Raw genomic sequence first — 24,010 nt, forward strand, 5'->3', positions numbered from 1 at the left:
TTGCCTGTTTGGGCGAATCGTCCGCCCCCGCGGTTTGGTTTGAATTCGGTTAACTGGTGGATAGTTTCATTATTTTCGTAATCGCTGATGTTAGAGAACGATTATAGAACAAAAATACGAAATTCTTTATAATCAATGAGTTAGTCTTATTGCCAAATGAGAACAAAAGGGATACAAATAGATCGTGGCAACGAGCCTGCCGGGCTTCTAGCGAGACAAGGGGATGGTGTAAGATGTCTCAGAATTCATTGCGACTTGTTGAGGAAAATTCAGTGGACAAGACTAAGGCTCTCGATGCGGCGCTGTCGCAAATCGAACGGGCATTCGGCAAGGGCTCGATCATGCGCCTGGGGAAAAATGCCCCGGTAATTGAAATCGAAACCGTTCCGACCGGCTCGCTTTCTCTGGACATCGCGCTCGGCGTCGGTGGCTTGCCCAAGGGACGTATTGTCGAGATTTACGGGCCGGAAAGCTCCGGCAAGACCACGCTGGCGCTGCACACGATTGCGGAAGCACAGAAGAAGGGCGGTATCTGCGCATTCGTCGACGCGGAACATGCGCTTGATCCGGTCTATGCGCGCAAGCTGGGTGTCGATCTTGAAAATCTGCTGATTTCACAGCCTGATACCGGTGAGCAGGCGCTTGAAATTACCGACACGCTGGTGCGCTCGGGCGCTATCGACGTTCTGGTGGTCGACTCCGTCGCAGCCTTGACGCCGCGTGCCGAAATCGAAGGCGAGATGGGCGACTCCCTGCCTGGCCTCCAGGCGCGTCTCATGAGCCAGGCGCTGCGCAAGTTGACCGCGTCGATCTCGCGTTCGAACTGCATGGTGATCTTCATCAACCAGATCCGCATGAAGATCGGCGTCATGTTCGGTTCGCCGGAAACGACGACCGGCGGTAACGCGCTCAAGTTCTATGCCTCGGTTCGTCTCGATATCCGCCGCATCGGTTCGATCAAGGAACGTGACGAGGTCGTGGGCAACCAGACCCGCGTGAAGGTGGTCAAGAACAAGCTTGCACCGCCCTTCAAGCAGGTCGAATTCGACATCATGTACGGGGCTGGTGTTTCCAAGACCGGTGAGCTGGTCGATCTTGGCGTGAAAGCCGGTGTTGTCGAGAAGTCCGGCGCGTGGTTCTCATATAATTCCCAGCGATTGGGGCAGGGCCGTGAAAACGCCAAGCAGTTTCTCAAGGACAATCCGGAAGTCGCCCGCGAGATCGAGACGACGTTGCGCCAGAATGCCGGTCTGATTGCCGAGCAATTCCTCGAAGATGGCGGACCGGAAGACGATGTCGGCGACGCTGCCGAGATGTAGGATCGCCAATATCCGATGCATTATCGAAGCCCCGTGCAAGCGCATGGGGCTTTATTCTGCGGGGGGGGGCCTGCAAAGTGGAAATGGGCGATTTTCGCGCCTGCTTTTATCGTCGTCCGGCAGAAATTGCTTTTATAGCGCAGCGTAGTTATCTGGACAGAAAAGCAAGGCACCGTTAAAAGCGGTCAACCGAAAACTCCACTTCACGTCCCCGCAGTGCGGGAGAGCCTCGGGCCTTCGACGACCCTTGGCGACTGTGGGAGTTTGAACAGGACAATTGATGCGGCTTCCCGCGAAGCTGCATCCGTGCAGGGCAAAAAAGCCCAAGGGTGACTTATGGCTGGCGTCAACGAGATAAGGTCCACATTCCTCGACTATTTCCGCAAGAACGGGCATGAGGTCGTTCCATCGAGCCCGCTCGTTCCGCGCAACGACCCGACGCTGATGTTCACCAATGCGGGCATGGTGCAGTTCAAGAACGTTTTTACCGGTCTTGAACATCGCTCCTACAATCGCGCGACCACCTCGCAGAAATGCGTTCGCGCCGGGGGCAAGCATAACGATCTGGACAATGTCGGCTATACTGCGCGCCACCACACTTTCTTTGAAATGCTGGGCAATTTCTCCTTCGGCGACTATTTCAAGGAAGATGCCATCAGCTTCGCCTGGAACCTGATCACGAAGGAATTCGGCCTTCCGAAGGACAAGCTGCTCGTTACCGTCTATCACACGGATGATGACGCCGCGAATTACTGGAAGAAGATCGCCGGTCTTTCCGACGACCGCATCATCCGCATTGCCACCAGCGACAATTTCTGGGCCATGGGCGATACCGGGCCTTGCGGACCATGCTCGGAAATCTTCTTCGACCACGGCGATCATATCTGGGGCGGCCCTCCCGGATCGGCCGACGAAGACGGGGACCGTTTCATTGAAATCTGGAACCTCGTTTTCATGCAGTTCGAGCAGGTGACGCCTGAACAGCGTATCGACCTGCCGCGTCCGTCCATCGACACCGGCATGGGGCTGGAGCGCGTCGCTGCGGTGTTGCAGGGTGTGCATGACAATTACGATATCGATCTCTTCAAGGCCTTGATCCGCGCTTCGGAAGAAGCGACCGGCGTGAAGGCCGAGGGCGAATTCCGCGCCAGCCACCGCGTGATCGCCGATCACCTGCGCGCTTCGAGCTTCCTGATCGCCGATGGCGTGCTGCCGTCCAATGAAGGTCGCGGCTATGTGCTGCGCCGCATCATGCGCCGCGCAATGCGCCACGCGCAGCTGTTGGGCGCAAAAGAGCCGCTGATGTGGCGCCTGCTGCCCGCCCTGATCCGCGAAATGGGACAGGCCTATCCGGAACTGATCCGCGCCGATGCGCTGATCTCGGAAACGCTCAAGCTTGAGGAAACCCGTTTCCGCAAGACGCTCGATCGCGGTCTTGGCCTTCTGTCAGATGCGACGGAAAATCTGGTCGAAGGTGATTGCCTCGACGGTGAAACCGCCTTCAAGCTTTACGATACATACGGTTTCCCGCTCGATCTGACGCAGGATGCGCTGCGCCAGCGCGGCATTGCCGTCGATACGGAGGGCTTCAGCGCGGCCATGGAGCGCCAGAAGGCCGAAGCGCGCGCCAACTGGGCAGGCTCGGGTGAAGCTGCAACCGAGACCATCTGGTTCGGCATCAAGGACAAGGTCGGCGCGACCGAATTCCTTGGATACGAAACCGAGATTGCCGAAGGCGTCATTACGGCGCTTGTCCGCGACGGCGGGGAAGTGCAGTCCGCTGCCGAGGGCGATGCTGTTTCGGTGGTGGTCAATCAGACTCCGTTTTATGGCGAATCCGGCGGCCAGCAGGGCGATACCGGCACGATTTCCGGTGAAGGCTTTGTCATCGCCATCAAGGATACCCAGAAGAAGGGCGAGGGCGTCTTCGTTCACATCGGCGAAGTCACCAAGGGAACCGCGAAGAACGGCGATGCGGTAGAGCTGAAAGTGGATTCGGCGCGCCGCACGCGCATTCGCTCCAACCATTCGGCGACGCATCTTCTGCATGAGGCGCTGCGGGAAACGCTGGGCAGCCATGTCGCCCAGAAGGGCTCGCTCGTTGCACCGGATCGTCTGCGCTTCGACTTTTCGCATCCGAAGCCGATTTCGGCTGAAGAACTGACGCAGGTGGAAAGCCTCGCCAATGAAATCATTCTGCAGAATGCGCCCGTCAGCACGCGCCTGATGGCCGTGGACGATGCCATTGCCGAAGGCGCCATGGCATTGTTCGGCGAGAAATACGGCGATGAAGTGCGCGTCGTTTCCATGGGCACCGCCAAGCATGGTCCGAAGGAAGGCAAGGCCTATTCGGTCGAACTTTGCGGCGGCACGCATGTGCGCCAGACCGGCGATATCGGCCTTGTCCGCATCGTCTCGGAAGGGGCGGTTGCCGCCGGTGTTCGCCGCATGGAAGCGCTGACCGGCGAGGCGGCACGTCTTTATCTCGAAGAGCAGGACGAGCGCGTAAAGGCCATTGCCGGTGCATTGAAGACCACGCCGTCGGAAGCACTGGAGCGGGTCAATGCGCTGCTCGACGAACGCAAGAAGCTCGAACGCGAGCTTGCCGATGCCCGCAAGAAGCTGGCGCTTGGCGGCGGTTCGGCCGAGGGCGGCAGCGCCGTGGAAGCCGTCAATGGCGTCAATTTCCTCGGCAAGGTCGTGACCGGCGTTTCCCCACGCGATCTGAAGCCGCTTGCCGATGAAGGCAAGAAGCAGGTCGGCTCGGGCGTGGTGCTGTTCATCGGCGTTGGCGAAGATAACAAGGCCAGTGCTGTCGCTGCCGTGACGGAGGATCTGGTCGGCCGTTTCAGCGCGGTCGATCTGGTCCGCGCAGCTTCGGCCGCGCTTGGAGGCGCAGGCGGCGGCGGTCGCCCGGACATGGCGCAGGCCGGTGGCCCTGATGGCGCGAAGGCGGCGGACGCAATCGCAGCCGTCAAGGCTCTCATCGGTTAGGGGCGGATATGGAAATGAGGAGCCGGGCTTTTGCCCGGCTCAGGCTGCTGACAAACCTCCGGCAGGGTCAAAATGGCCTCAGATTCACGGAACGTCACAGATTCAAAACGTGAACAGATCGGAATCAAAACCCCTCGTTTTTGACTGCGGCCAAAAATCGAAGGGTTTGTCATCAATCTGAGCCGGGCTTTTGCCCGGCTTTTTCTATGCTGCATGGACGGCACGGCTGTCTTCTGGGGCTTGAATACGCTCCTTCAGGCCATAGTCACGCATCACGTCCGCCACGCGTAGACGGTAATTCTCAAAGACACCGTCGCGGCCCTGTCCCTGTGCCGCCCGATGCGAGGGCAGGTTGCGCCATTGGCGCACCGCTTCTTCGTCGCGCCAGAAAGAGAGCGAGAGCAGCTTGCCGGGTTCGGCCAGGCTCTGAAATCGCTCGATCGACAGAAAGCCGTCGATCTTTGCAAGGTCTTTTCGCAAGTCTGCGGCAATGTCGAGATATTGGCCGCGCCTGTCGTCATCGGCTGGCCAGACTTCAAATATGACGGCGATCATGGCTTGATGAACTCCCCATGCGGCGCGGATTGGAGTTTGAGGAAGATGCGGTCCTCGGATCGGATGAATTGCTCCTGCCTTGCAAATTCATAGTTCTCGCGTCCCAGCGGATCGGCGGCGAGCCGCGCCCGGTATGCTTCATAAGCGGCAAGGTTTTCGATAGAGTAGACGCCATAGGCCGTTGTCGACGATCCTTCATGCGGCCCGAAATAGCCGATCAGATTTGCACCGTTGCGCGGAATGGCCTGTCCCCAGTTGCGCGCATATTCTGCAAAGGCATCCGCCTTGAACGGGTCGATCTGATAGCGGATGAAACAGGTAATCATGCGTGTCTCCTTCAAATGCATGTCCTTGATGGCGGCAATGTAGCAGTTGAAACCCATTCATAGTTCGGTTAGCGTCGAAGTATGAAAGATGGTCCGATCATCGCTTCCGTTGCCGCACTCCTCGGTGATCCCGCACGGGCAAATATGCTCACGGCGCTGATGGACGGTCGCGCTTTGACGGTCAGCGAACTTGCGTCGGCTGCCGGTGTGACGCTGCAAACGGCAAGCGGACATCTTGCAAAGCTTGATGCAGCCAATCTGCTGGTTGCGGAGAAACAGGGGCGGCATCGCTATTTCCGTCTTTCAGGAACGGATGTGGCGCAGGTTCTGGAAGGCCTTATGGGCCTTGCGCAGCGCACCGGCGCTGTGCGGGTGCGGACCGGCCCGAAGGATCAGGCGCTACGCAAGGCGCGCGTCTGCTACGATCATCTGGCTGGCGAACGCGGTGTCGAGATGCTCGATGCCTCGCATCGGCTGGGGCTGATCATCGATGGCAATGAGCCGGTGCTGACAGAGAAGGGCAAATCCTTTTTCTGCTGCCTTGGCGTGGATGTGAGCCATCTGGAGCAGGGCAAGCGGCCCGTCTGCCGTCACTGTCTCGACTGGAGCGAACGCCGCAACCATCTGGGTGGTGCGCTTGGCGCCGCGCTGTTGAACCATTTCCTTTCGCAAGGATGGGCACGCCGGGAAGAGGGGCGCGTGATCGCGTTCTCGCCCAAGGGAGCGCAGGCTTTTTCGCGCATATTTGAACTGGCTGGCCAGGTTGCGTGACCTGAACAGCCAGCAATCTCGGTATCAGTGTTGTGTGGCGGCAGCGGCTGCGTCGTCCAATTCGGTGGCCCGTTTCATGGCCGGGCGATCCTTCAGGCGATCCCAATAGGCGACGAAAGCGCCACGGGCGGGCAGCGTGCCAAAGCGCAGGCCCCAGCCGATATGCGAGCCGACGTAAACGTCGGCGGCTGTAAAGCGGTCGCCAGTGATATAGGGGTGGCGCGCAACCGCTTTCTCCAGCGTGTTCACCACCGTATCGTAACTGCCGTAGCCGACCATCCCCTGCTTGTCTGCCGGGATTTCGAAGCCAAGCGCATGATTGGACAGGGCGGCTTCCACGGGGCCGGATACAAAGAAAAGCCAGCGGAAGAAATCCGCGCGCTCATCGGGGTGCGGCGCCAAGCCGGCCTCGGGAAATGTCGTTGCCAGATAGGCGCAGATCGCCGCCACTTCCGTCACCACGGCATCGCCATGGCGGAGCGCCGGAACTTTTCCCATCGGATTGATCGTGCAGTAGTCCGGCCCCTTCATCGGCGGGCCGAAATCCAGAATTTCCACATCATAGGGTTTGCCGATCTCTTCCAGCATCCAGCGCGCAATGCGTCCGCGCGACATCGGGTTGGTGTAGAGCTTCAACTCAGCCATTTCATCCTCCCTGTAAGAGAGGGCAGGATGCGCTTTTTCCCTTGAAAAGGAAACGAAAAAACCCGGCAGCAGCGCTGCCGGGCTTTCCGTATCGACGGTGAGGCCGAATATTGATCAGGCGGCCATGGCCTTCTGAAGATTCTCGTCGATCTTGTCGAGGAAGCCGGTGGTCGAGAGCCAAGGCTGATCCGGGCCGATGAGGAGCGCCAGATCCTTGGTCATGAAGCCGCTTTCGACGGTATCCACGCAGACCTTTTCCAGCGTTTCGGCGAACTTCTTCAGATCGGCATTGTTGTCGAGCTTGGCGCGATGCGCCAGACCGCGGGTCCATGCGAAGATCGAAGCGATCGAGTTGGTCGAGGTTTCCTCGCCCTTCTGATGCTGGCGGTAGTGACGGGTCACGGTGCCGTGAGCGGCTTCCGCTTCCACCGTCTTGCCATCCGGCGTCATCAGAACGGAGGTCATCAGGCCGAGCGAGCCAAAACCCTGCGCCACGATGTCCGACTGCACGTCGCCATCGTAGTTCTTGCAGGCCCAGACATAGCCGCCCGACCACTTGAGCGCCGAAGCGACCATGTCGTCGATGAGGCGGTGTTCGTACCAGATCTTCTTTTCTTCGAATTTCGACTTGAATTCCGCGTCGAAGACTTCCTGGAAGATATCCTTGAAGCGGCCGTCATAGGCCTTGAGGATGGTGTTCTTCGTGGAGAGATAGACCGGATAGCCGCGCTGCAGGCCATAGTTGAACGAAGCGCGGGCGAATTCGCGGATCGATTCGTCAAGGTTGTACATGGCAAGAGCCACGCCAGCCGAAGGCGCCTGATAGACTTCGTGTTCGATGGTCTGGCCATCTTCACCGACGAACTTGATCGTCAGCGTGCCCTTGCCGGGGAACTTGAAATCGGTCGCGCGGTACTGGTCGCCGAAAGCGTGGCGGCCGACGATGATCGGCTGGGTCCAGCCCGGCACGAGGCGCGGAACATTCTTGCAGATGATCGGTTCGCGGAAGATCACGCCGCCCAGAATGTTGCGGATGGTGCCGTTTGGCGACTTCCACATTTTCTTGAGCTTGAATTCTTCAACGCGCGCTTCGTCGGGCGTGATGGTTGCGCACTTCACGCCGACGCCATGTTCCTTGATGGCATTGGCTGCATCGATCGTGACCTGGTCGTTGGTCGCATCGCGATTTTCAACCGACAGATCATAATATTTCAGATCGATGTCGAGGTAAGGATGGATAAGCTTGTCCTTGATGAACTGCCAGATAATGCGGGTCATCTCGTCGCCGTCGAGTTCGACGACCGGGTTCGCAACCTTGATTTTTGCCATGGATGAAGCCTCTTTTTCAATGCGTCGCGCCCGTATAGCACTCACGACGGATAAGGCAAAGCGTAAGAGGCTTATTCTTTGGCCTATAAACTGTTTGGACGGTCAAAATTTCGGGATAGATTTGCCGATAGCGCAAAACGGCTTATGAATGGAGCGGATCATGCCGCACGGTGTGCCGACGGGTCGCCTTTGCGCGATTTTTCCCATGCGGATTGCCGCTCGCGATAGTTCATCTTCTCGCTCGCCAGAATGGCATCGGCATCCAGCGTGGAGATGGCAGCCGACCTGTTGGCGGGAACCAGTCCGTCCAGTTGCAGCGAAAGATAGCGCCCGCAGCAGACCCGCAGGAATGATGCGAAATTATCGAGGTCATGCCCTTCGTTGCGGGATTCATCGTAAAGCTTGCCGATCAGGCGGGTGGCGGTGAGGCCGTCGCGCGCCGCAATATCCTCCAGCGTCCACCAGAAGAAATTTTCCAGCCGCACGCTTGTCACCGCACCGTCGATGCGCAGCGACCGTGTCACGCTCAGCCAGAGTTCGGGATCGGCGCCGATGAACAGCCTGCACATGATTTCCCTCCGGAACGTTCCCCATTTGATTACTGTCGCGCAGTTTCGCCCTGCCTGCAACCCGGCCGGAAAACAGGCAGGGCGCTGCGATCAGCCATGCGTGATCCTGGTGCCCAGAACCGCAAGAAACTGCGACAGCCATGCGGGATGGGCCGGCCATGCGGGCGCGGTGACGAGATTGCCATCCGTGACGGCCTTGTCGATCGGGATATCGGCATATTTGCCACCGGCAAGTTCAACTTCCGGGCGGCATGCGGGATAGGCCGAGCAGGTGCGGCCCTCCAGAACGCGCGCCGCGGCCAGCAATTGCGCGCCATGGCAGACGGCGGCGACGGGCTTGTTCGCCTCGAAGAAGTGCTTCACCACCGCGATCACCTTCGCATCAAGGCGCAGATATTCGGGCGCGCGACCGCCCGGAATGACAAGCGCGTCATAGCTTTCCGGTTTCACCTCGGCGAAGGTCGCATTGAGAGCGAAGTTATGGCCCGGCTTTTCCGTATAGGTCTGATGGCCTTCAAAGTCGTGAATGGCTGTCGCGATATGGTCGCCGGCCTTCTTGCCGGGGCAGACGGCGTGCACCGTATGACCGACGGTCAAAAGCGTCTGGAACGGGACCATGGTTTCATAATCCTCGCCAAAATCGCCGCAAAGCATGAGTATCTTTTTACCGGACATGGTTTCCTCCCTTGAACGTATCTGGTGGGAGCAGTCTGGCACGAACCGGCGGCATTGAGGTGTTATCGGGCTACTACACAGGCTTTTCCTCAAAAGCTGTAAGGGGAATCTTTGCGATTGCGCGTCAATTATGTAAGGAAACGCCACGATTTTTAATGAGTGCGGATGATATCATGGCAGGAACAGACAAACAGCGCCCCATACTCGCGGAAGGACCGGCAATCGTTCTGGTCGAGCCGCAATTGCCGGAGAATATCGGCATGGTGGCGCGCGCCATGGCGAATTTCGGTCTGGCGGAACTGCGCCTCGTCAATCCGCGCGAGGAGTTTCCAAGCGAAAAGGCGAGGGCGGCAGCCAGCAAGGCCGATCATGTGATCGACAATGCAGTGGTTTATGACGACCTGCCTTCCGCCATCGCCGATCTCAATTTCGTCTATGCGACGACCGCGCGTGAACGTGACGGTTTCAAGCAGGTTCGCAGTGCCGTGGAAGCGGGCCATGAGCTGCGCCGTCGTTTCAGGACCGGGGAGAAGACCGGCATCCTGTTTGGCCGCGAGCGGTTCGGTCTCAGCAATGAGGAAGTCGGCCTTGCGGATGAACTGGTGACGTTTCCGGTCAATCCGGCCTTCGCATCGCTCAATATCGCGCAGGCCGTTCTGCTCATGTCCTATGAATGGATGAAATCGGGCCTTGGAACGGAAACGGAGACGGTATTCCGCGGGCCGGAGCTCGAAATGGCGCCGAAGCAGGAATTGCAGGGGCTTTTCAATCATCTTGAAGAAGCGCTTGATGTCAGGGGTTATTTCCGCCCCGAAGCCCGCAAGGAAATCATGGTCAATAATCTGCGCGCCGTGCTGACGCGGGCGGGGTTTGCATCGGCGGAGTTGAAGCTGCTGCGCGGCGTCATCACGTCGCTTGATGTCTTCACGCCGAAGAAGCCGCGCGGCTCCGGCGCACCGGAAGGGCGCGCGCGCAAGCCCGCCGGGGACATTCCGGAAACAAAGGACAAGGACGAATGAAAAACGCACCGGCTGCGAGCGTTTCCGCAATCCCTTCTTCCGCCGATCCTGAAAGACCCGTTCTGGTTTTCGACAGCGGCATCGGGGGCTTAACGGTTTTGCGCGAAGCGCGGGTGCTGATGCCGGATCGCCGTTTCGTCTACGTTGCCGACGATGCGGGATTTCCCTATGGCGGGTGGGAAGAAGAGGCGTTGCGGGCGCGAATCGTCGAACTGTTCGGCAGGCTCATTGCCGCCTATGATCCTGAAATCGCGGTCATTGCCTGCAATACGGCCTCCACTCTGGTGCTGGACGATCTGCGCCGCGCCTATCCCTCGGTGCCATTTGTCGGCACTGTGCCCGCAATCAAGCCTGCCGCCGAAAGAACATTGTCGGGCCTCGTTTCCGTATTGGCGACCCCCGGCACGGTCAGGCGCGCCTATACGCGCGATCTCATCCAGTCTTTTGCCTCCCGGTGCCATGTTCGTCTCGTCGGCGCCGATCAGCTTGCGGCGGTTGCGGAAGCCCATATTCGCGGCGAGATGATCGATGAGGCGCTGGTGGTCGAACAGATTGCGCCCTGTTTCATCGAGCAGGATGGCAGCCGTACCGACATTGTGGTTCTGGCTTGCACACATTATCCATTTCTCGCCAATGTGTTTCGCCGTCTGGCGCCCTGGCCGGTCGACTGGCTCGACCCGGCGGAGGCGATTGCCCGGCGCACCGTTTCCCTTTTGAAACCGCGTCGAACCGATGAAGAACTGCATCACCATGACGATCTGGCGGTCGTGACATCCCGGAAGCCGGACTATGCCATTCGTCGGCTCATGCAGGGTTTTGGCCTGCATTTTGCCTGAGCCTTCGGGCCAGGCTGTTCTTATTTTCGAGAGATATGCTTCGATTTCCGAGCGCTGTTGCGGGAAGGCTGGCTTTTCATTCCGGTTTTTCGGGCGGGGTGGTTGCGTCTTGCGCTTCGAGATGCTTCAAAATCACCTTCAGCTTGTCGAGGGGCAGGTGTTCCGCGCCGATGGTTTCGCTCTTGCTCGTCGAGACGATGCTCAGAATTTCATCGAGCTTTGCCTGCGTGGCGCTGGCTTCGCGGTTCTGTGCGTTCTGGATCAGAAACACCATCAGAAAGGTGATGATGGTGGTCGATGTATTGATGACCAGTTGCCATGTGTCCGAAAAGTCGAAGACCGGCCCGCTGATGCCCCACAGGATGATGAACAAGGCCGCCAGTACGAATGCCAGATAATGGCCGGCAAGTTCGGCAGCTTTTTCGCTGAGCTTTGTAAAGAACGATGACATCGCAACCTCCAAACGACAGGCTTGAAACGTCCGATGGCGGCGCGGGGTTCCCTCATTGCATTTAAATGCGGAACTTTCAGGCGTCCGCGGCCGTTTGTCTGGCATGGAAACCGCGGAGGTGAAGCGATGGAGATTGTCGAGACCCGCATCAGTTCGGTGGGGGGCTTCAAACTATATATGGTGGAGTTCGTCACCGAGGGCGAGGAGAAGGTCACTGTCAAGGTGGAGAACGAGACGGAAGCGGAGCTGGCGCGCGATGAAGTCATACGCCGCGCCGCGATCAAGCTTGGCGATGCGCTGGGCGTGGCTTGCGCGGAATGCGGCATCGAGCCCAAAAGCCTGCTGACGCGCCCAAGTGCGCGCCGGGCGGGCGACCGGGCAGAGCTGGAGCGTCAATTGGAAGAAGGGCTGGAAGATACGTTTCCGGCGAGCGACCCTGTTTCCGTCACCAGTTCCACAATTGCCGGTTTTGCCGGGCCGAAAAACTGAACGATGGTTGCAAACAGGAAGCCGGGCAGTTCGCCCGGCTTCTGAACCTGTTCATAAAGTGAATCCTGAACCCAATATATCTATTTGATATTGTTCAAAGATTGCGGCGTTTGCCTTCCATCAGGTCGAGCACGGCGCGGGCGCAATCGAGCACATTCGTGCCGGGGCCGAACACTGCCGCGATGCCGTGGTCATACAGGTACTGGTAATCCTGACGCGGCACCACGCCGCCGCAGACCACGATGATGTTTTCCGCGCCCTTCCTGCGCAGCGTTTCCACAAGCTGGGGCAGGAGCGTCTTGTGACCGGCCGCAAGCGATGACACGCCGAGAACATGCACCTTGGCCTTGATGGCCATATCGGCGGCTTCGTCCGGCGTCTGGAACAAGGGCCCTGCCAGCACTTCGAAGCCGATATCGCCGAAAGCCGAAGCGATGATCTTCGCGCCCCGGTCATGCCCATCCTGGCCAAGCTTCGCGACCATCACTTTCGGCTTTTCACCGGCCTGTTTCGCAAAGTCACCGAGGCGGTCAACAAGGGTCTGGTATTCCGGCTCGTCCTTATAGGCCGCGCCGTAGACCTTGTTTACGACCTTCGGCACAGCGGCATGATCGCCGAAGGCGCGGCGCATGGCATCGGAAATTTCGCCCACCGTGGCGCGTGCGCGCGAGGCTTCCACCGCTGCGGCCAGAAGATTGCCTTCGCCGGTACGGGCGACCTTTTCCAGTTCGGCGAGCGCGGCTTCGACCTTTTGTTTGTTGCGGATTTCCTTGATGCGGTTGAGACGCGCAATCTGCGACTGGCGGACAGCCGAATTATCGATTTCGAGAATGTCGATTTCGTCTTCCTGTTCGAGCCGGAACTTGTTGACGCCGACGATCACTTCCTCGCCCTTGTCGATTGCCGCCTGCCGCTTGGTGGCGGCTTCTTCGATCAGGCGCTTCGGCAGGCCGCTTTCGACGGCCTTGGTCATGCCGCCGAGCTTTTCGACTTCCTCGATCAGCGCCCATGCCTTTTGGGCCAGTTCGTTGGTCAGGCTTTCGATGTAATAGGAGCCCGCCAGCGGATCGACCACTTTGGTCACGCCGGTTTCGTTTTGCAGGATGAGCTGCGTGTTGCGGGCAATGCGTGCGGAAAATTCCGTAGGCAGGGCAATGGCTTCGTCGAAAGAGTTGGTGTGAAGCGATTGCGTGCCGCCCAGCGCCGCCGACATGGCCTCGAAGGCCGTGCGGACGATATTGTTGTACGGGTCCTGTTCCTGCAGGGAGACGCCGGATGTCTGGCAATGGGTGCGCAGCATCAGCGAGCCCGGCTTCTTCGGATCGAATTCCTGCATGATGCGCGACCAGAGCAGGCGCGCCGCGCGCAGCTTGGCGATTTCCATGAAGAAATTCATGCCGATGGCGAAGAAGAACGACAGGCGCCCCGCAAATTCATCGACATTGAGGCCCTTGTTGAGCGCGGCGCGCACATATTCGCGCCCGTCCGCGAGCGTGAAGGCCAGTTCCTGCACCAGCGTCGCGCCCGCCTCCTGCATGTGATAGCCGGAGATGGAAATGGAGTTGAACTTCGGCATTTCCTGCGCCGTATAGGCGATGATGTCCGCAATGATCCGCATGGAGGGTTCCGGCGGGTAGATATAGGTGTTGCGGACCATGAACTCCTTGAGAATGTCGTTCTGGATGGTGCCGGAAAGCTGCGCGCGGGGCACGCCCTGTTCCTCGCCCGCCACGATGAAATTGGCAAGGATCGGGATAACCGCGCCGTTCATGGTCATGGAGACGGAGATCTTTTCCAGCGGAATGCCGTCGAAAAGGATTTTCATGTCCTCGACGGAATCGATCGCCACGCCCGCCTTGCCGACATCGCCTTCCACGCGCGGATGATCGCTGTCATAGCCGCGATGGGTGGCAAGGTCGAAGGCGACCGAAACGCCCTGCTGGCCGGCGGCGAGCGCCTTGCGGTAGAAGGCGTTCGATTCTTCCGCCGTGGAAAAGCCCGCATATTGCCGGATGGTCCATGGACGGCCCGCATACATGGTGGCGCGCGGCCCGCGCAGGAACGGCTCGAAGCCGGGCAGGGTGCCCAGATGGCCGATGCCTTCCAGATCGTCTTCAGTATAAAGCGGCTTGACGTCGATGCCTTCCGGCGTGTGCCAGACCAGGCTGTCGGCAGGCCGCTTCAGTTCCTTTTCGGCCAACGTTTCCCAATCAACGCGGGTTTTCTTCGTCATTGGCTCATCTCCATCCCATAAACGCGCAGCTTGAACCGGCGCAATGCACCGCCTTCAGGGGTTACTCAAATTCCATTATCAGTTCGTCAACGGCCAGGCTGGAGCCCGCTTCGGCGGCGATGCGCCTGACGGTAGCACGGCGCTCGGCGCGCAGCACGTTTTCCATCTTCATGGCTTCCACGGTAGCGAGCGGCTGGCCTGCTTCCACCGTCTCGCCATCCTTCACGAGAATGGAGGTGATGACGCCGGGCATCGGGCAGAGCAGCATCTTCGACGTGTCCGGCAGCAGCTTCACCGGCATGAGCTTGGCAAGTTCCGCCACGCGCGGTTTGCGCACGTGGGCCACCACGTCCATGCCGCGCCAGCGCAGACGCCAGCCGGTGCCGGACCGCGAAACCTTGACCGCAATCGGCTTGCCCGCGACGGTGAACGAGCCGAGCTGGCTGCCCGGATGCCAGTCGCTGGCGATGGGCAGGCTGCCGCCGTCGGTGAAGTTGATCGTCGTGCCGCCTTCGCCCTCAGCGATGCGCACCGGCAGGGAATAGCCGTCGAGCGTCACCACCCAGTCATTGGCGATGGAATGTTCCTGCGGCGAAAGCCTGCCGGAAATCTGCGTGTCGCGGCGCTGCGCCACGAGATTGATCTCAGCCGCCACGGCTGTCAGCGTGCGCGCGTCATCTTCCGAGCATTTCACACCCGAAAAGCCGTCCGGATATTCCTCGGCGATGAAGGCCGTGGTGAGCGCGCCTTCGCGGAAGCGGGGATGGTCCATCACGGCGGAGAGGAAGGGCAGGTTGTGGCCGATGCCTTCCACCTCGAACGCGTCGAGCGCGTGGCCCATGGCGTCGATGGCGCTGATGCGGTCCGGCCCCCATGTGCAAAGCTTTGCGATCATCGGGTCGTAATACATTGAAATCTCGCCGCCCTCGAACACGCCGGTATCGTTGCGGATCACGGTGCCGTCCGGGTTGCGGCCTTCGACCGGCGGGCGATAGCGCGTCAGCCTGCCGATGGAGGGCAGGAAGTTGCGATAAGGGTCCTCCGCATAGAGGCGGCTTTCGATGGCCCAGCCGTTCAGTTTCACATCGGCCTGAGCGAAACGCAGCTTTTCGCCGGATGCGACGCGGATCATTTCTTCCACGAGATCAATGCCGGTGATGAGCTCCGTCACCGGATGCTCCACCTGTAAACGCGTATTCATTTCAAGGAAATAGAAGTTGCGATTACCATCGACGATGAATTCCACCGTACCGGCGGAATAGTAGCCGACCGCCTTGGCAAGAGCCACGGCCTGCTCGCCCATGGCCTTGCGCGTCGCTTCATCGAGGAAGGGTGACGGCGCTTCCTCGATGACCTTCTGGTTGCGGCGCTGGATGGAGCATTCGCGCTCGCCCAGATAGACGACATTGCCATGGCTGTCGCCCAGAACCTGAATTTCGATATGGCGCGGCTGGGTGACGAATTTTTCGATGAAGATGCGGTCGTCGCCGAAGGAGGACTTTGCCTCATTGCGCGAGAGCTGGAAGCCCTCGCGGGCCTCGTCGTCGTTCCACGCGATGCGCATGCCCTTGCCGCCGCCGCCGGCGGAAGCCTTGATCATCACCGGATAGCCGATGCTGCCCGCGATCCTGACCGCCTCGTCGGCATCCTCGATCAAGCCCATATGGCCGGGCACGGTGGAAACACCGGCTTCGGCTGCAAGCTTCTTGGAGGTAATCTTGTCGCCCATCGCGTCGATGGCGTTCACCGGCGGACCGATGAAGGTGACATTGGCGGCCTTCAGGGCTTCGGCAAAGCGCGGATTTTCCGACAGGAAGCCATAGCCCGGATGAACGGCATCCGCGCCGGTCTGGCTGATGGCGGCCAGAATCTTGTCGATGACGATATAGGACTGGTTGGACGGGGCAGGGCCGATATGCACGGCCTCGTCGGCCATCTTGACATGCAGCGCATTGCGGTCGGCGTCGGAATAGACCGCCACCGTGGCAATGCCCATTTTCCGGGCCGACTTGATGACCCGGCACGCGATTTCGCCGCGATTGGCAATCAGGATTTTCTTGATCATGTGCGTTTACTCAGATGAACCGGATCATTGCCATGGCATGATCCCGAAAAGGGGCCGGTTTCGGATAAGACCATGCGAGATTAAAGCGGGATGGTGTCGTGCTTCTTCCATGGCGCGCTCTGCTGCTTGTTGCGCAGGCTTGCAAAAGCCCGGGCAATGCGGCGGCGCGAGGAATGCGGCATGATGACCTCATCGATGAATCCGCGCTCGGCGGCGACGAACGGATTGGCGAAGCGCTCCTCATATTCCTTCGTGCGGGCGGCGATCTTTTCCGGGTCGCCAAGTTCCGAACGATAGAGAATTTCCGTTGCGCCCTTGGCGCCCATCACCGCGATTTCCGCTGTCGGCCAGGCATAATTGATGTCGGCGCCGATATGTTTCGAGGCCATCACGTCATAGGCGCCGCCATAAGCCTTGCGCGTGATGAGCGTGACCATGGGAACCGTTGCCTGGGCATAGGCGAAGAGAAGCTTGGCGCCGTGCTTGATGACGCCGCCATATTCCTGCGCCGTGCCGGGCAGGAAGCCCGGAACGTCCACGAGGGTCAGGATCGGTATATTGAAGGCATCGCAGAAGCGCACGAAGCGCGCCGCCTTGCGCGAGGCATCGATGTCGAGGCAGCCTGCCAGAACCATCGGCTGGTTGGCGACCACGCCGATTGTCTGGCCATCCATGCGGATGAAGCCGGTGATGATGTTTTTCGCGAAGGCTTCCTGAATCTCGAAGAAATCGCCTTCGTCGGCGAGCGCGAGAATCAGTTCCTTCATGTCGTAGGGCTTGGTGGCGCTGTCCGGCACGAGTGTGTCGAGGCGCATTTCAAGACGCGCCGGATCATCGAAGACCGGGCGAACAGGCGGCTTCTCGCGATTGTTGAGCGGCAGGAAGTCGAACAGGATGCGCACCTGTTCCAGTGCTTCGATGTCGTTCTCATAGGCGCCGTCGGCCACCGAGGATTTTTTGGTGTGGGTGGATGCGCCGCCCAGTTCCTCGGCCGTCACGATTTCATTGGTGACGGTTTTGACCACGTCGGGGCCTGTCACGAACATGTAGGATGAATCGCGTACCATGAAGATGAAGTCGGTCATGGCCGGGGAATAGACCGCGCCGCCGGCGCAAGGCCCCATGATGACGGAAATCTGCGGCACGACACCCGAAGCATCCACATTGCGTTTGAAAACATCGGCATAGCCCGCAAGCGAGGCAACACCTTCCTGAATGCGCGCGCCGCCGGAATCGTTGAGGCCGATGACCGGCGCGCCGTTCTTCACGGCCATGTCCATGATCTTGCAGATTTTCTGCGCATGGGTTTCCGAAAGCGAGCCGCCCAGAACCGTGAAGTCCTGGCTGAACACATAGACCTGACGGCCATTGATCGTGCCCCAGCCCGTCACCACGCCGTCGCCCGCGACCTTCTGCTGCGCCATGCCGAAATCGGTGCAGCGATGCGTGACATACATGTCGAACTCCTCGAACGATCCTTCGTCGAGAAGCACTTCGATCCTTTCGCGCGCGGTGAGCTTGCCCTTGCCGTGCTGGGCATCGATACGGCGCTGTCCGCCGCCAAGGCGAGCCTCGGCGCGACGTGCTTCGAGTTGTTCAAGAAGTTCCTGCATTCTGTGACCTTCGGAAACCAGGGTAGGAAATGGAAAAACATAGTCTTTTCCCGTCCCTTACTTAAAATCGCGAAGGGCTGCGGAAAAGCTTGAAAAGGTGCTATTGTGTAAGATATAAATTTGCAAATAGCGAAATGCGAATTTGCAAATGGCACCTCGAAAACTCTATATCGGCCGGAAAATCCGCGAAATCCGCGAACAGCACCGCGCCACACAATCCGGTTTTGCCGAGCGGCTGGGGATTTCCACCAGCTATCTCAACCAGATCGAGAACAATCAGCGGCCTGTTTCCGCCGCCGTCCTGCTTGCGCTGGCGGAAAACTACCAGATCGATATCGGCGCGATTTCTCTTGGCGACGATGACCGGCTGCTTTCGGCGGTTTCGGAAGCCCTGGCCGATCCGGTGTTCGACAATTACAAGCCGAGCCTGCAGGAAATGAAACTGATTACGCAGAATGCGCCGGGGCTCGCCCATGCCCTGATCGCCTGCCATCAGGCCTACCGGCGCAACAGCGAGCAGCTTGCAAGCCTCGATAACCAGTTGGGCCGCGCCCCATCCACGGCGGAGCCCGCGCCTTACGAGGAAGTGCGCGATTTTTTCCATTTTATCGACAATTATGTCCACGAGCTTGATATTGCAGCCGAAAAACTGGCCGCTGATCTGGATATTCCGGGCCGGGACATCGGTGTGGCGCTGCCGCAATATATGGAGGACCGCCATCGCGTGCGCATCGCCCGCGCAGGCGCGGATGAAGCCGTTTTGCGCCGTTTCGATGCGCAGGCGCGTGTCCTTTATCTCAATCCCTATTCGCCTGCCTCCACGCGCAATTTCCAGATCGCCTTCCAGATCGCCGAACTGGAAATGGAAGAGCTTGTGGCCGCGATTGCCACGCGCGCGGATTTCCGCTCCGCCGAGGCGGTGGAGATTTGCAAGATCGGCCTGCGAAACTATTTCGCTGGTGCGCTGGTGCTTCCCTACCAGACTTTCCTCGCGGCCGCGAAGGAGCTGCGCCATGATTTGGAACTGCTCGCCTCGCGTTTCGGCGCAAGCCTGGAGCAGGTGGCGCATCGCCTCAGCACCTTGCAGCGTTCCGGCCTGCGCGGCATTCCGGTCTTCTTCGCACGGGTGGACAGGGCCGGGAACATCACCAAACGCCACAGCGCGGCCAAGCTGCAATTTGCCCGTTACGGTGCGGCCTGTCCCTTGTGGAACGTGCATCAGGCCTTCGAGACGCCGGGGCGGATCATCCGTCAGCTGGCCGAAACGCCCGATGGGGCGCGCTATCTCTGTATCGCGACGGAACTCACGAAAAGCGAGGGCGGCTTCAATGCGCCGCAGCGGCGCTATGCGATCGCGCTTGGTTGTGAAATCGCCTATGCTCAGGATTTCGTTTATGCGGACGGGCTGGATATCACCATGCGGTCCGCCTTCGATCCAATCGGCGTTTCCTGCCGCATCTGCGAGCGCGCCGAATGCGTGCAGCGCGCCGTTCCGCCGCTAAAAAGCAGGCTGGCGGTCGATCACGACCGCCGGGGCATTCTGCCTTATCGGCTGCTCTGAAGATCAGAAGCCTGCATGTTCCTTGAGGAATTCGGCTTCCTCATGGGTCGTGTCGCGTCCCAGCACCTTGTTGCGATGGGGAAAACGCCCAAAACGCTCGATAATGTCATGGTGCTGGCGCGCGAAACCGAGCGAAAATTCATCGCCGAGCTTCTCATAAAGGTCAACGCAACGCTTCTGGTCGCTCAATTGCTCGCTGTGCATGAAGGGCAGATAGAAGAACTGCCGCTGATCCGGGGATAATTGCCGGTCGAAATCATGGTCGAGCGCTTGCGCTGCCACATCGCGCGCCAGCCCGTCGCTCTCAAAAGAACGGGGAGAGCCGCGGAACATATTGCGCGGAAACTGGTCGAACAGGATGGTGAGCGCAAGCGCGCTTTCCGGCTGCTGTTTCCACTGCTCCAGCTTGTCGGCGCGGGCATCCTCATAGGCCGCCATGAAGTTTTGACGAATTTCAGCGTCGATCTCGTCGCTTTTGCTGAACCAGTTTTCCCGCATTTTCGGCGAAAACCAGAAATCGAGGACGTCCTTCGGTTCGATAGCCATGGGTGGCCTCCTTTCCGGTTTTACTGTGCCTGCTTGTTCGTGTCTTCCGGCGGGCAGGGCGGTTCCCCCTTGAAATTGCGCGACATGCAGGCGAACCGATCAAAGCTTTTGCCTGTGTCCATGGCGGCCTTGCCGGCTCCCCCGCATCCGGCAAGAACAGCCAGAAAAATGAGAATAGCGACGTTTTTCATGGGGGTCCTTTCAGGCGCCATGTCGTATCATTTTATAATAGGTGCCGCGATCTCCGGCGGCAACCGCCACCCCTCGGCGGATTAGCCCCGTCCACGATAGTTTGGCACAGCCTGTTCGGGTATCCAGACATTTTGCGGGGGCGTTCCCGTCTGGAAGAAAACATCGATCGGAATGCCGCCGCGCGGATACCAGTAGCCGCCGATCCTGAGCCATTCAGGCTCAAGCAGCTCCACCAGCCGCTTGCCGATGGTCACTGTGCAATCTTCATGGAACGCGCCATGATTGCGGAAGGAAAACAGGAACAGTTTCAAGGATTTGCTTTCCACGAGCCATTGGCCGGGAACATAGTCGATCACCAGATGCGCGAAATCGGGCTGGCCGGTCATCGGGCAGAGCGAGGTAAATTCCGGCGCGGTGAAGCGAATGCAGTAAGGCGTTCCGGCCTGCGGATTTGCGACCCTTTCGAGGACGGCGTCTTCCGGATTTTGCGGTATGGAAGCGTTTGAGCCGAGCTGTTTCAGATCGGAATATATCGTCTTTCCAGACATTTGCGTGCCTTTGTTTCAAGCCACGTCGCAGGCGTGCCGCGCAGAGCGCATGTCCTTGTTTTGACCGGGTAGGCTGCGACCGGTGGCGGATTGCCAATATTGGTGGAGCTAGCAGACCACGGCTTGCGCGTAAAGAGCGCAGACAAAAGCCCGCGCATCGAGCGCGGGCTTGAACATCAATCTGTTCCTGCTGTTCAGCGACGGTCGGAAATGGCGCATCCGATGGCAACGCCAATGAGAATGCCGATAATCCCGGCCGTTCCGAAAAGCGTCGTGGCCGTGCCCGGATTTTCGCGAACCGTTTCGGCAACCACCTGACCACGCTCACGCACGGTTTGCGCGGCATGGCGCAGACGGCCGGAAGCGTCATCCATGGCGTCTTCCGCGCGTTCCCGCAGCTCACCGGAATGTGACGCAAGCGATCTTGAAAGACGTTTCAGTTCGCTGCGCATATCGGCGATCTGCTTTTCGAGCGCCTGCTGGATGTCGTTCGTGATCTTTTCGTCGGCCATTTGAAGTCTCCGTTGAATTGATGACGATAAAACGAGCGAAATCGCGTTCGGTTCCATGCTGCGACAATGCGGTTAACAAATATGGTAAACCGCTCGTAAACCATTTCAATTTACTCTTTTCGAATACAAGAACGATCTGGAGCGGGGCCAGAATGTATATCGAAAAAGATGCACCTGTTGGTGGTTGCGAGCCGGTGGCCGCGCGCATTGTCCGTGCCGCCCGGCTGGCTCGTCGCTGTATCGACCAGCTTCAGCCGGATCAGGTCCGCACCCAGGCGGAAGCCGCCTTGACGCTTCTGCTTGACGATCCTTCCCCGAAAGTCCGCATGGCAATGGCCGATGTGCTTTCGACCAGCGTGCATTCGCCCGTCCATATTGTGACGGCGCTGGCCGCCGACCAGCCGGAAGTGGCAGGCTATATCCTTGCGCGCTCGACGCTTCTCAGCGATGCGGAACTGATCGATCGTGTGGCCTATAGCGTGCCGTCGATGCAGGTCCTGATTGCAGCGCGCCCCCATGTTTCGTTCGCGCTTGCCGCTGCAATCGCGGAGGTTGGAAGTAACGACGCGGTTGCTGAAATGCTCTTCAACAGTTGCGCGCGCATCGCGCGGGTCTCCTTCCGGCGGATCAGCGAACGTTGCGGGCATGATGCGCGTGTGCGGGAAGCCCTGTTGTCCCACCCGCATCTTCCGGCGGAATGCCGTCATCTTCTGGCAGTGAAGGTCGGGGAGGTTCTGCAATCTCATCCGCTGGTGAAGCTGCTTCTCGGCGAGCGCCGTGCCTGCAAGGTCGTGGGCGATGCGACGGCCCGCGCATCCATGAAGCTGGCGGAAAACTGTTCACAGGAAGAATTGCCGGCGCTGGTCGAGCATTTGCGTCTTCGCGGGGAAATAACGACCGGTTTTGTCATTCGCGCCATTGCCGGTGGCCGTGTGGATTTCTTTGCCGGTCTTTTGGCCGCGCTTTCCGATCTCGACGATGGGCGCATCTGCGCCATCATTTCCGGCGGACGCCCGGTAGCGCTTGCGGCATTGCTGCGCTCAGCCGGATTGAGCGATGCCACGCATGCGCCCCTGATTGTCGCCATCGAAGCCTGGCGGGCGGTGGCGACCGGCCGCAAGCGGATGAGTGCTGCAGAAATATCGGCCCTGATGTGCGATGCTGCCGGAAGCAGCCGATTTGCCGCCGCCAATGACGATCTGGCCGCATTGCTGCGCTCGATCCATCTGGAGTTCATGCGCGAAACGGCGCGCGACAGGTTGCAGGCTATTCCTGCTGCCTGAACGGGCGGATGAGGCTGAGACCATAGCCGACCGCGATGCCGGCTGCGGCTCCGGCCGCCTTGAAAACAAAGTCGATGAACTCGCCATGCCTTCCGGGCGCAAGACGCTGCATCAGCTCGAAAAGTGCCGCACAGCCCACCGTCAGCAGAAGCACGCCCATCCAGTGGCGGGGATAGGCGAGGGCGAAGAGGGCTCCGACCAGAAAGAAAGCAACAAAGCGTTCCAGATCAGCCGGTTCACCCGTTATGGGGCGGAATTTTATCGGGCTGACCGTAACCGCCAGGATGGCCAGCAATATCGTCCAGGCGCCAATGCGCAAAAATCGCTTCATGAAGAGCGCCTTTATTCGTCCGTGTTGTCGCCCGGTGGCGCGTCTTGCTTGGGATCGCCGCAGCGCTGGTACATCCGGTCGGTTATCGATGTTTTCAGTTCATTGCCGAATGGCAACTCATAATGGGAAATGACATCGACGCCCATACACCATTTCACATCGTGCGGCGACAGGCCATAATTGGTTTCCAGAAAGCCAAGCGCATAATTCATGCCTTCGTCGCATTGGTCCGTCTGGCAGAAATTGCCGTCCCGGGCGAGCTGGCGAATCGAAGCTTCACCGATCTTGACCACGACAGGCTCGATGGCGAAAGGCGCAGCACCGATAACTGCGATAATTCCCAGTCCGATCAAAGTAAATTTTATGGAGCGCCGCATGAATCGCCGTCTGTCACTGATTTTCGGAAGTTCATAACGCATGAGCGGCAACAGAATGGCAAGTTGAAATCCACTGGAAACAAAAGCGCCTTCTGTTGGGATGAAGCCGTTAAAACCGCTCTATCCATTTGTTTTCATGTATATCTTTATGCCGAAACCGGTTCCCGCCTGCGAGACATATGTTCTACAGGAAGCACAGGCTTTCCCGATGTGGCGGCCCGGCTGGCCACTTTCATCCGTCAGACTGCAAAAAGCCGCGATTTGCGTTGATTTTAGCCCTTATTATAGCCCGGTATATTTTAGTTTGTATCGGTTTAATGTTGACTTTTACGTAAAGGCAGTAGCACAACATTCATCCGCTTGACAGACGGCAGGAATATTGCGGTGCGTGAATATTATACGATTACAGAACTGACGCGGGAATTTGGCATCTCGACCAGAACCTTGCGTTTCTACGAAGATGAGGGGCTGATTGCTCCCGTCAGACGAGGCCGCACGCGGCTTTTTCGTCCCTCCGACCGTCATCTTCTGAAACAGATCCTGCGCGGCAAGCGGCTCGGTTTTTCCATCGCGGAAATCCACGAGATCATCCAGATGTATCGCGAGCCGCCCGGCGAAACCGGGCAGCTGAAGCTGCTCATGAAGCGGGTCGAAGAAAAACGCGCCGATCTGCGTCAGAAGCGGCGCGATATTGATGAAACGCTGGGCGAACTCGACCAGATCGAGGAATCCTGCATCGAGCGTCTTGCCGAGCTTGGCGTCAACACCTGA

At 59.1% G+C, this 24,010-nt stretch carries 25 protein-coding genes; 9 read left to right on the forward strand and 16 right to left on the reverse strand.

The window, feature by feature from the left end; translation table 11 throughout:
• The first annotated feature begins 233 nt into the window (after positions 1-233).
• On the forward strand, positions 234-1,319 hold the full coding sequence (recA, locus tag AVM02_RS04640; RefSeq protein WP_411505823.1) for a recombinase RecA: 1,086 nt from the start codon (positions 234-236) through the stop codon (positions 1,317-1,319).
• A gap of 336 nt (positions 1,320-1,655) precedes the next feature.
• Positions 1,656-4,313, forward strand: coding sequence for an alanine--tRNA ligase (gene alaS / locus AVM02_RS04645; protein WP_411505824.1), 2,658 nt, complete (start codon positions 1,656-1,658; stop codon positions 4,311-4,313).
• A gap of 204 nt (positions 4,314-4,517) precedes the next feature.
• Here alaS and AVM02_RS04650 read toward each other — a convergent pair whose 3' ends face one another.
• Positions 4,518-4,868, reverse strand: a complete 351-nt coding sequence (locus tag AVM02_RS04650; RefSeq protein WP_411505825.1) for an antibiotic biosynthesis monooxygenase family protein — start codon at positions 4,866-4,868, stop codon at positions 4,518-4,520.
• Positions 4,865-5,194 carry an NIPSNAP family protein gene (locus tag AVM02_RS04655; RefSeq protein ID WP_411505883.1) on the reverse strand — a complete coding sequence of 110 codons (330 nt, stop codon included), beginning with the start codon at positions 5,192-5,194 and terminating at the stop codon, positions 4,865-4,867. Before AVM02_RS04655 ends, AVM02_RS04650 begins: the two co-directional genes overlap by 4 nt.
• 81 nt (positions 5,195-5,275) lie before the next feature.
• Between AVM02_RS04655 and AVM02_RS04660 the strand changes: the two genes are divergently transcribed.
• A complete protein-coding gene (locus tag AVM02_RS04660) occupies positions 5,276-5,965 on the forward strand; it encodes an ArsR/SmtB family transcription factor (protein ID WP_411505826.1) in 690 nt (229 codons plus the stop codon).
• A gap of 24 nt (positions 5,966-5,989) precedes the next feature.
• On the opposite strand, the gene AVM02_RS04665 is transcribed toward AVM02_RS04660, so the two are convergent.
• The 4 genes from AVM02_RS04665 to AVM02_RS04680 form a co-directional block, all read right to left on the reverse strand.
• The gene (locus AVM02_RS04665) at positions 5,990-6,610 is read right to left on the reverse strand and encodes a glutathione S-transferase family protein (RefSeq protein WP_411505827.1); all 621 of its coding nucleotides are present in this window, start codon (positions 6,608-6,610) and stop codon (positions 5,990-5,992) included.
• 114 nt (positions 6,611-6,724) lie between these two features.
• The gene (locus AVM02_RS04670) at positions 6,725-7,939 is read right to left on the reverse strand and encodes an NADP-dependent isocitrate dehydrogenase (protein WP_411505828.1); all 1,215 of its coding nucleotides are present in this window, start codon (positions 7,937-7,939) and stop codon (positions 6,725-6,727) included.
• A 158-nt stretch (positions 7,940-8,097) separates the two neighbouring features.
• Positions 8,098-8,508: a ribbon-helix-helix domain-containing protein gene (locus AVM02_RS04675; protein ID WP_411505829.1), complete on the reverse strand. Its 411-nt coding sequence runs from the start codon at positions 8,506-8,508 to the stop codon at positions 8,098-8,100.
• Positions 8,509-8,598: 90 nt separating this feature from the next.
• Positions 8,599-9,183, reverse strand: coding sequence for a DJ-1/PfpI family protein (locus AVM02_RS04680; RefSeq protein WP_411505830.1), 585 nt, complete (start codon positions 9,181-9,183; stop codon positions 8,599-8,601).
• A 173-nt stretch (positions 9,184-9,356) separates the two neighbouring features.
• On the opposite strand from AVM02_RS04680, the gene AVM02_RS04685 reads away from it, so the two are divergent.
• Together AVM02_RS04685 and murI are read left to right on the forward strand one after the other, a co-directional pair.
• Positions 9,357-10,202, forward strand: a complete 846-nt coding sequence (locus AVM02_RS04685) for an RNA methyltransferase (RefSeq protein WP_411505831.1) — start codon at positions 9,357-9,359, stop codon at positions 10,200-10,202.
• Positions 10,199-11,038: a glutamate racemase gene (murI, locus tag AVM02_RS04690; RefSeq protein ID WP_411505832.1), complete on the forward strand. Its 840-nt coding sequence runs from the start codon at positions 10,199-10,201 to the stop codon at positions 11,036-11,038. The genes AVM02_RS04685 and murI overlap by 4 nt, the downstream gene beginning before the upstream one ends.
• 76 nt (positions 11,039-11,114) lie before the next feature.
• Here murI and AVM02_RS04695 read toward each other — a convergent pair whose 3' ends face one another.
• Positions 11,115-11,489, reverse strand: coding sequence for a low affinity iron permease family protein (locus AVM02_RS04695; protein ID WP_411505833.1), 375 nt, complete (start codon positions 11,487-11,489; stop codon positions 11,115-11,117).
• Positions 11,490-11,615: 126 nt separating this feature from the next.
• Here AVM02_RS04695 and AVM02_RS04700 point away from each other — a divergent pair, with 126 nt between their 5' ends.
• Entirely contained in the window at positions 11,616-11,978 is a 363-nt protein-coding gene (locus AVM02_RS04700; RefSeq protein ID WP_411505834.1) for a hypothetical protein, read from the forward strand.
• Between the two features lie 94 nt (positions 11,979-12,072).
• Here AVM02_RS04700 and scpA read toward each other — a convergent pair whose 3' ends face one another.
• The 3 genes from scpA to AVM02_RS04715 all read right to left on the reverse strand — a co-directional run bounded on the left by scpA (position 12,073) and on the right by AVM02_RS04715 (position 17,889).
• The gene (gene scpA, locus AVM02_RS04705) at positions 12,073-14,211 is read right to left on the reverse strand and encodes a methylmalonyl-CoA mutase (RefSeq protein WP_411505835.1); all 2,139 of its coding nucleotides are present in this window, start codon (positions 14,209-14,211) and stop codon (positions 12,073-12,075) included.
• Positions 14,212-14,272: 61 nt separating this feature from the next.
• Positions 14,273-16,276, reverse strand: coding sequence for an acetyl-CoA carboxylase biotin carboxylase subunit (locus AVM02_RS04710; protein WP_411505836.1), 2,004 nt, complete (start codon positions 16,274-16,276; stop codon positions 14,273-14,275).
• 80 nt (positions 16,277-16,356) lie between these two features.
• Positions 16,357-17,889: an acyl-CoA carboxylase subunit beta gene (locus AVM02_RS04715; RefSeq protein ID WP_411505837.1), complete on the reverse strand. Its 1,533-nt coding sequence runs from the start codon at positions 17,887-17,889 to the stop codon at positions 16,357-16,359.
• Between the two features lie 148 nt (positions 17,890-18,037).
• Here AVM02_RS04715 and AVM02_RS04720 point away from each other — a divergent pair, with 148 nt between their 5' ends.
• A complete protein-coding gene (locus AVM02_RS04720) occupies positions 18,038-19,450 on the forward strand; it encodes a helix-turn-helix domain-containing protein (RefSeq protein ID WP_411505838.1) in 1,413 nt (470 codons plus the stop codon).
• Between the two features lie 3 nt (positions 19,451-19,453).
• On the opposite strand, the gene AVM02_RS04725 is transcribed toward AVM02_RS04720, so the two are convergent.
• The 4 genes from AVM02_RS04725 to AVM02_RS04740 form a co-directional block, all read right to left on the reverse strand.
• Positions 19,454-19,996: a DUF924 family protein gene (locus AVM02_RS04725; RefSeq protein ID WP_411505839.1), complete on the reverse strand. Its 543-nt coding sequence runs from the start codon at positions 19,994-19,996 to the stop codon at positions 19,454-19,456.
• A gap of 20 nt (positions 19,997-20,016) precedes the next feature.
• A complete protein-coding gene (locus tag AVM02_RS04730) occupies positions 20,017-20,187 on the reverse strand; it encodes a hypothetical protein (protein WP_411505840.1) in 171 nt (56 codons plus the stop codon).
• A gap of 81 nt (positions 20,188-20,268) precedes the next feature.
• Positions 20,269-20,736 carry a preQ(1) synthase gene (gene queF, locus AVM02_RS04735; RefSeq protein ID WP_411505841.1) on the reverse strand — a complete coding sequence of 156 codons (468 nt, stop codon included), beginning with the start codon at positions 20,734-20,736 and terminating at the stop codon, positions 20,269-20,271.
• Between the two features lie 194 nt (positions 20,737-20,930).
• The gene (locus tag AVM02_RS04740; protein ID WP_411505842.1) at positions 20,931-21,248 is read right to left on the reverse strand and encodes a YqjD family protein; all 318 of its coding nucleotides are present in this window, start codon (positions 21,246-21,248) and stop codon (positions 20,931-20,933) included.
• Positions 21,249-21,400: 152 nt separating this feature from the next.
• Here AVM02_RS04740 and AVM02_RS04745 point away from each other — a divergent pair, with 152 nt between their 5' ends.
• On the forward strand, positions 21,401-22,531 hold the full coding sequence (locus AVM02_RS04745; RefSeq protein WP_411505843.1) for a DUF2336 domain-containing protein: 1,131 nt from the start codon (positions 21,401-21,403) through the stop codon (positions 22,529-22,531).
• Here the strand turns inward: AVM02_RS04745 and AVM02_RS04750 are convergent.
• Entirely contained in the window at positions 22,515-22,862 is a 348-nt protein-coding gene (locus AVM02_RS04750) for a VanZ family protein (RefSeq protein ID WP_411505844.1), read from the reverse strand. The two genes, AVM02_RS04745 and AVM02_RS04750, sit on opposite strands and share 17 nt — an antisense overlap.
• An 11-nt stretch (positions 22,863-22,873) precedes the next feature.
• Positions 22,874-23,239 (reverse strand): hypothetical protein, encoded by a 366-nt coding sequence (locus AVM02_RS04755; protein ID WP_411505845.1) that lies wholly within the window; start codon positions 23,237-23,239, stop codon positions 22,874-22,876.
• 384 nt (positions 23,240-23,623) lie between these two features.
• Between AVM02_RS04755 and AVM02_RS04760 the strand changes: the two genes are divergently transcribed.
• Complete coding sequence (locus AVM02_RS04760) at positions 23,624-24,010, forward strand: MerR family transcriptional regulator (protein WP_411505846.1); 387 nt, start codon at positions 23,624-23,626, stop codon at positions 24,008-24,010.

Source organism: Brucella anthropi, from assembly GCF_046630315.1.
Lineage (GTDB): Bacteria > Pseudomonadota > Alphaproteobacteria > Rhizobiales > Rhizobiaceae > Brucella > Brucella anthropi_A.

Coding starts and splice junctions, on each gene's coding strand:
- recA (WP_411505823.1), top strand. CDS start 234: ATGTCTCAGAATTCATTGCGACTTGTTGAGGAAAATTCAGTGGACAAG.
- alaS (WP_411505824.1), top strand. CDS start 1,656: ATGGCTGGCGTCAACGAGATAAGGTCCACATTCCTCGACTATTTCCGC.
- AVM02_RS04650 (WP_411505825.1), bottom strand. CDS start 4,868: ATGATCGCCGTCATATTTGAAGTCTGGCCAGCCGATGACGACAGGCGC.
- AVM02_RS04655 (WP_411505883.1), bottom strand. CDS start 5,194: ATGATTACCTGTTTCATCCGCTATCAGATCGACCCGTTCAAGGCGGAT.
- AVM02_RS04660 (WP_411505826.1), top strand. CDS start 5,276: ATGAAAGATGGTCCGATCATCGCTTCCGTTGCCGCACTCCTCGGTGAT.
- AVM02_RS04665 (WP_411505827.1), bottom strand. CDS start 6,610: ATGGCTGAGTTGAAGCTCTACACCAACCCGATGTCGCGCGGACGCATT.
- AVM02_RS04670 (WP_411505828.1), bottom strand. CDS start 7,939: ATGGCAAAAATCAAGGTTGCGAACCCGGTCGTCGAACTCGACGGCGAC.
- AVM02_RS04675 (WP_411505829.1), bottom strand. CDS start 8,508: ATGTGCAGGCTGTTCATCGGCGCCGATCCCGAACTCTGGCTGAGCGTG.
- AVM02_RS04680 (WP_411505830.1), bottom strand. CDS start 9,183: ATGTCCGGTAAAAAGATACTCATGCTTTGCGGCGATTTTGGCGAGGAT.
- AVM02_RS04685 (WP_411505831.1), top strand. CDS start 9,357: ATGGCAGGAACAGACAAACAGCGCCCCATACTCGCGGAAGGACCGGCA.
- murI (WP_411505832.1), top strand. CDS start 10,199: ATGAAAAACGCACCGGCTGCGAGCGTTTCCGCAATCCCTTCTTCCGCC.
- AVM02_RS04695 (WP_411505833.1), bottom strand. CDS start 11,489: ATGTCATCGTTCTTTACAAAGCTCAGCGAAAAAGCTGCCGAACTTGCC.
- AVM02_RS04700 (WP_411505834.1), top strand. CDS start 11,616: ATGGAGATTGTCGAGACCCGCATCAGTTCGGTGGGGGGCTTCAAACTA.
- scpA (WP_411505835.1), bottom strand. CDS start 14,211: ATGACGAAGAAAACCCGCGTTGATTGGGAAACGTTGGCCGAAAAGGAA.
- AVM02_RS04710 (WP_411505836.1), bottom strand. CDS start 16,276: ATGATCAAGAAAATCCTGATTGCCAATCGCGGCGAAATCGCGTGCCGG.
- AVM02_RS04715 (WP_411505837.1), bottom strand. CDS start 17,889: ATGCAGGAACTTCTTGAACAACTCGAAGCACGTCGCGCCGAGGCTCGC.
- AVM02_RS04720 (WP_411505838.1), top strand. CDS start 18,038: ATGGCACCTCGAAAACTCTATATCGGCCGGAAAATCCGCGAAATCCGC.
- AVM02_RS04725 (WP_411505839.1), bottom strand. CDS start 19,996: ATGGCTATCGAACCGAAGGACGTCCTCGATTTCTGGTTTTCGCCGAAA.
- AVM02_RS04730 (WP_411505840.1), bottom strand. CDS start 20,187: ATGAAAAACGTCGCTATTCTCATTTTTCTGGCTGTTCTTGCCGGATGC.
- queF (WP_411505841.1), bottom strand. CDS start 20,736: ATGTCTGGAAAGACGATATATTCCGATCTGAAACAGCTCGGCTCAAAC.
- AVM02_RS04740 (WP_411505842.1), bottom strand. CDS start 21,248: ATGGCCGACGAAAAGATCACGAACGACATCCAGCAGGCGCTCGAAAAG.
- AVM02_RS04745 (WP_411505843.1), top strand. CDS start 21,401: ATGTATATCGAAAAAGATGCACCTGTTGGTGGTTGCGAGCCGGTGGCC.
- AVM02_RS04750 (WP_411505844.1), bottom strand. CDS start 22,862: ATGAAGCGATTTTTGCGCATTGGCGCCTGGACGATATTGCTGGCCATC.
- AVM02_RS04755 (WP_411505845.1), bottom strand. CDS start 23,239: ATGCGGCGCTCCATAAAATTTACTTTGATCGGACTGGGAATTATCGCA.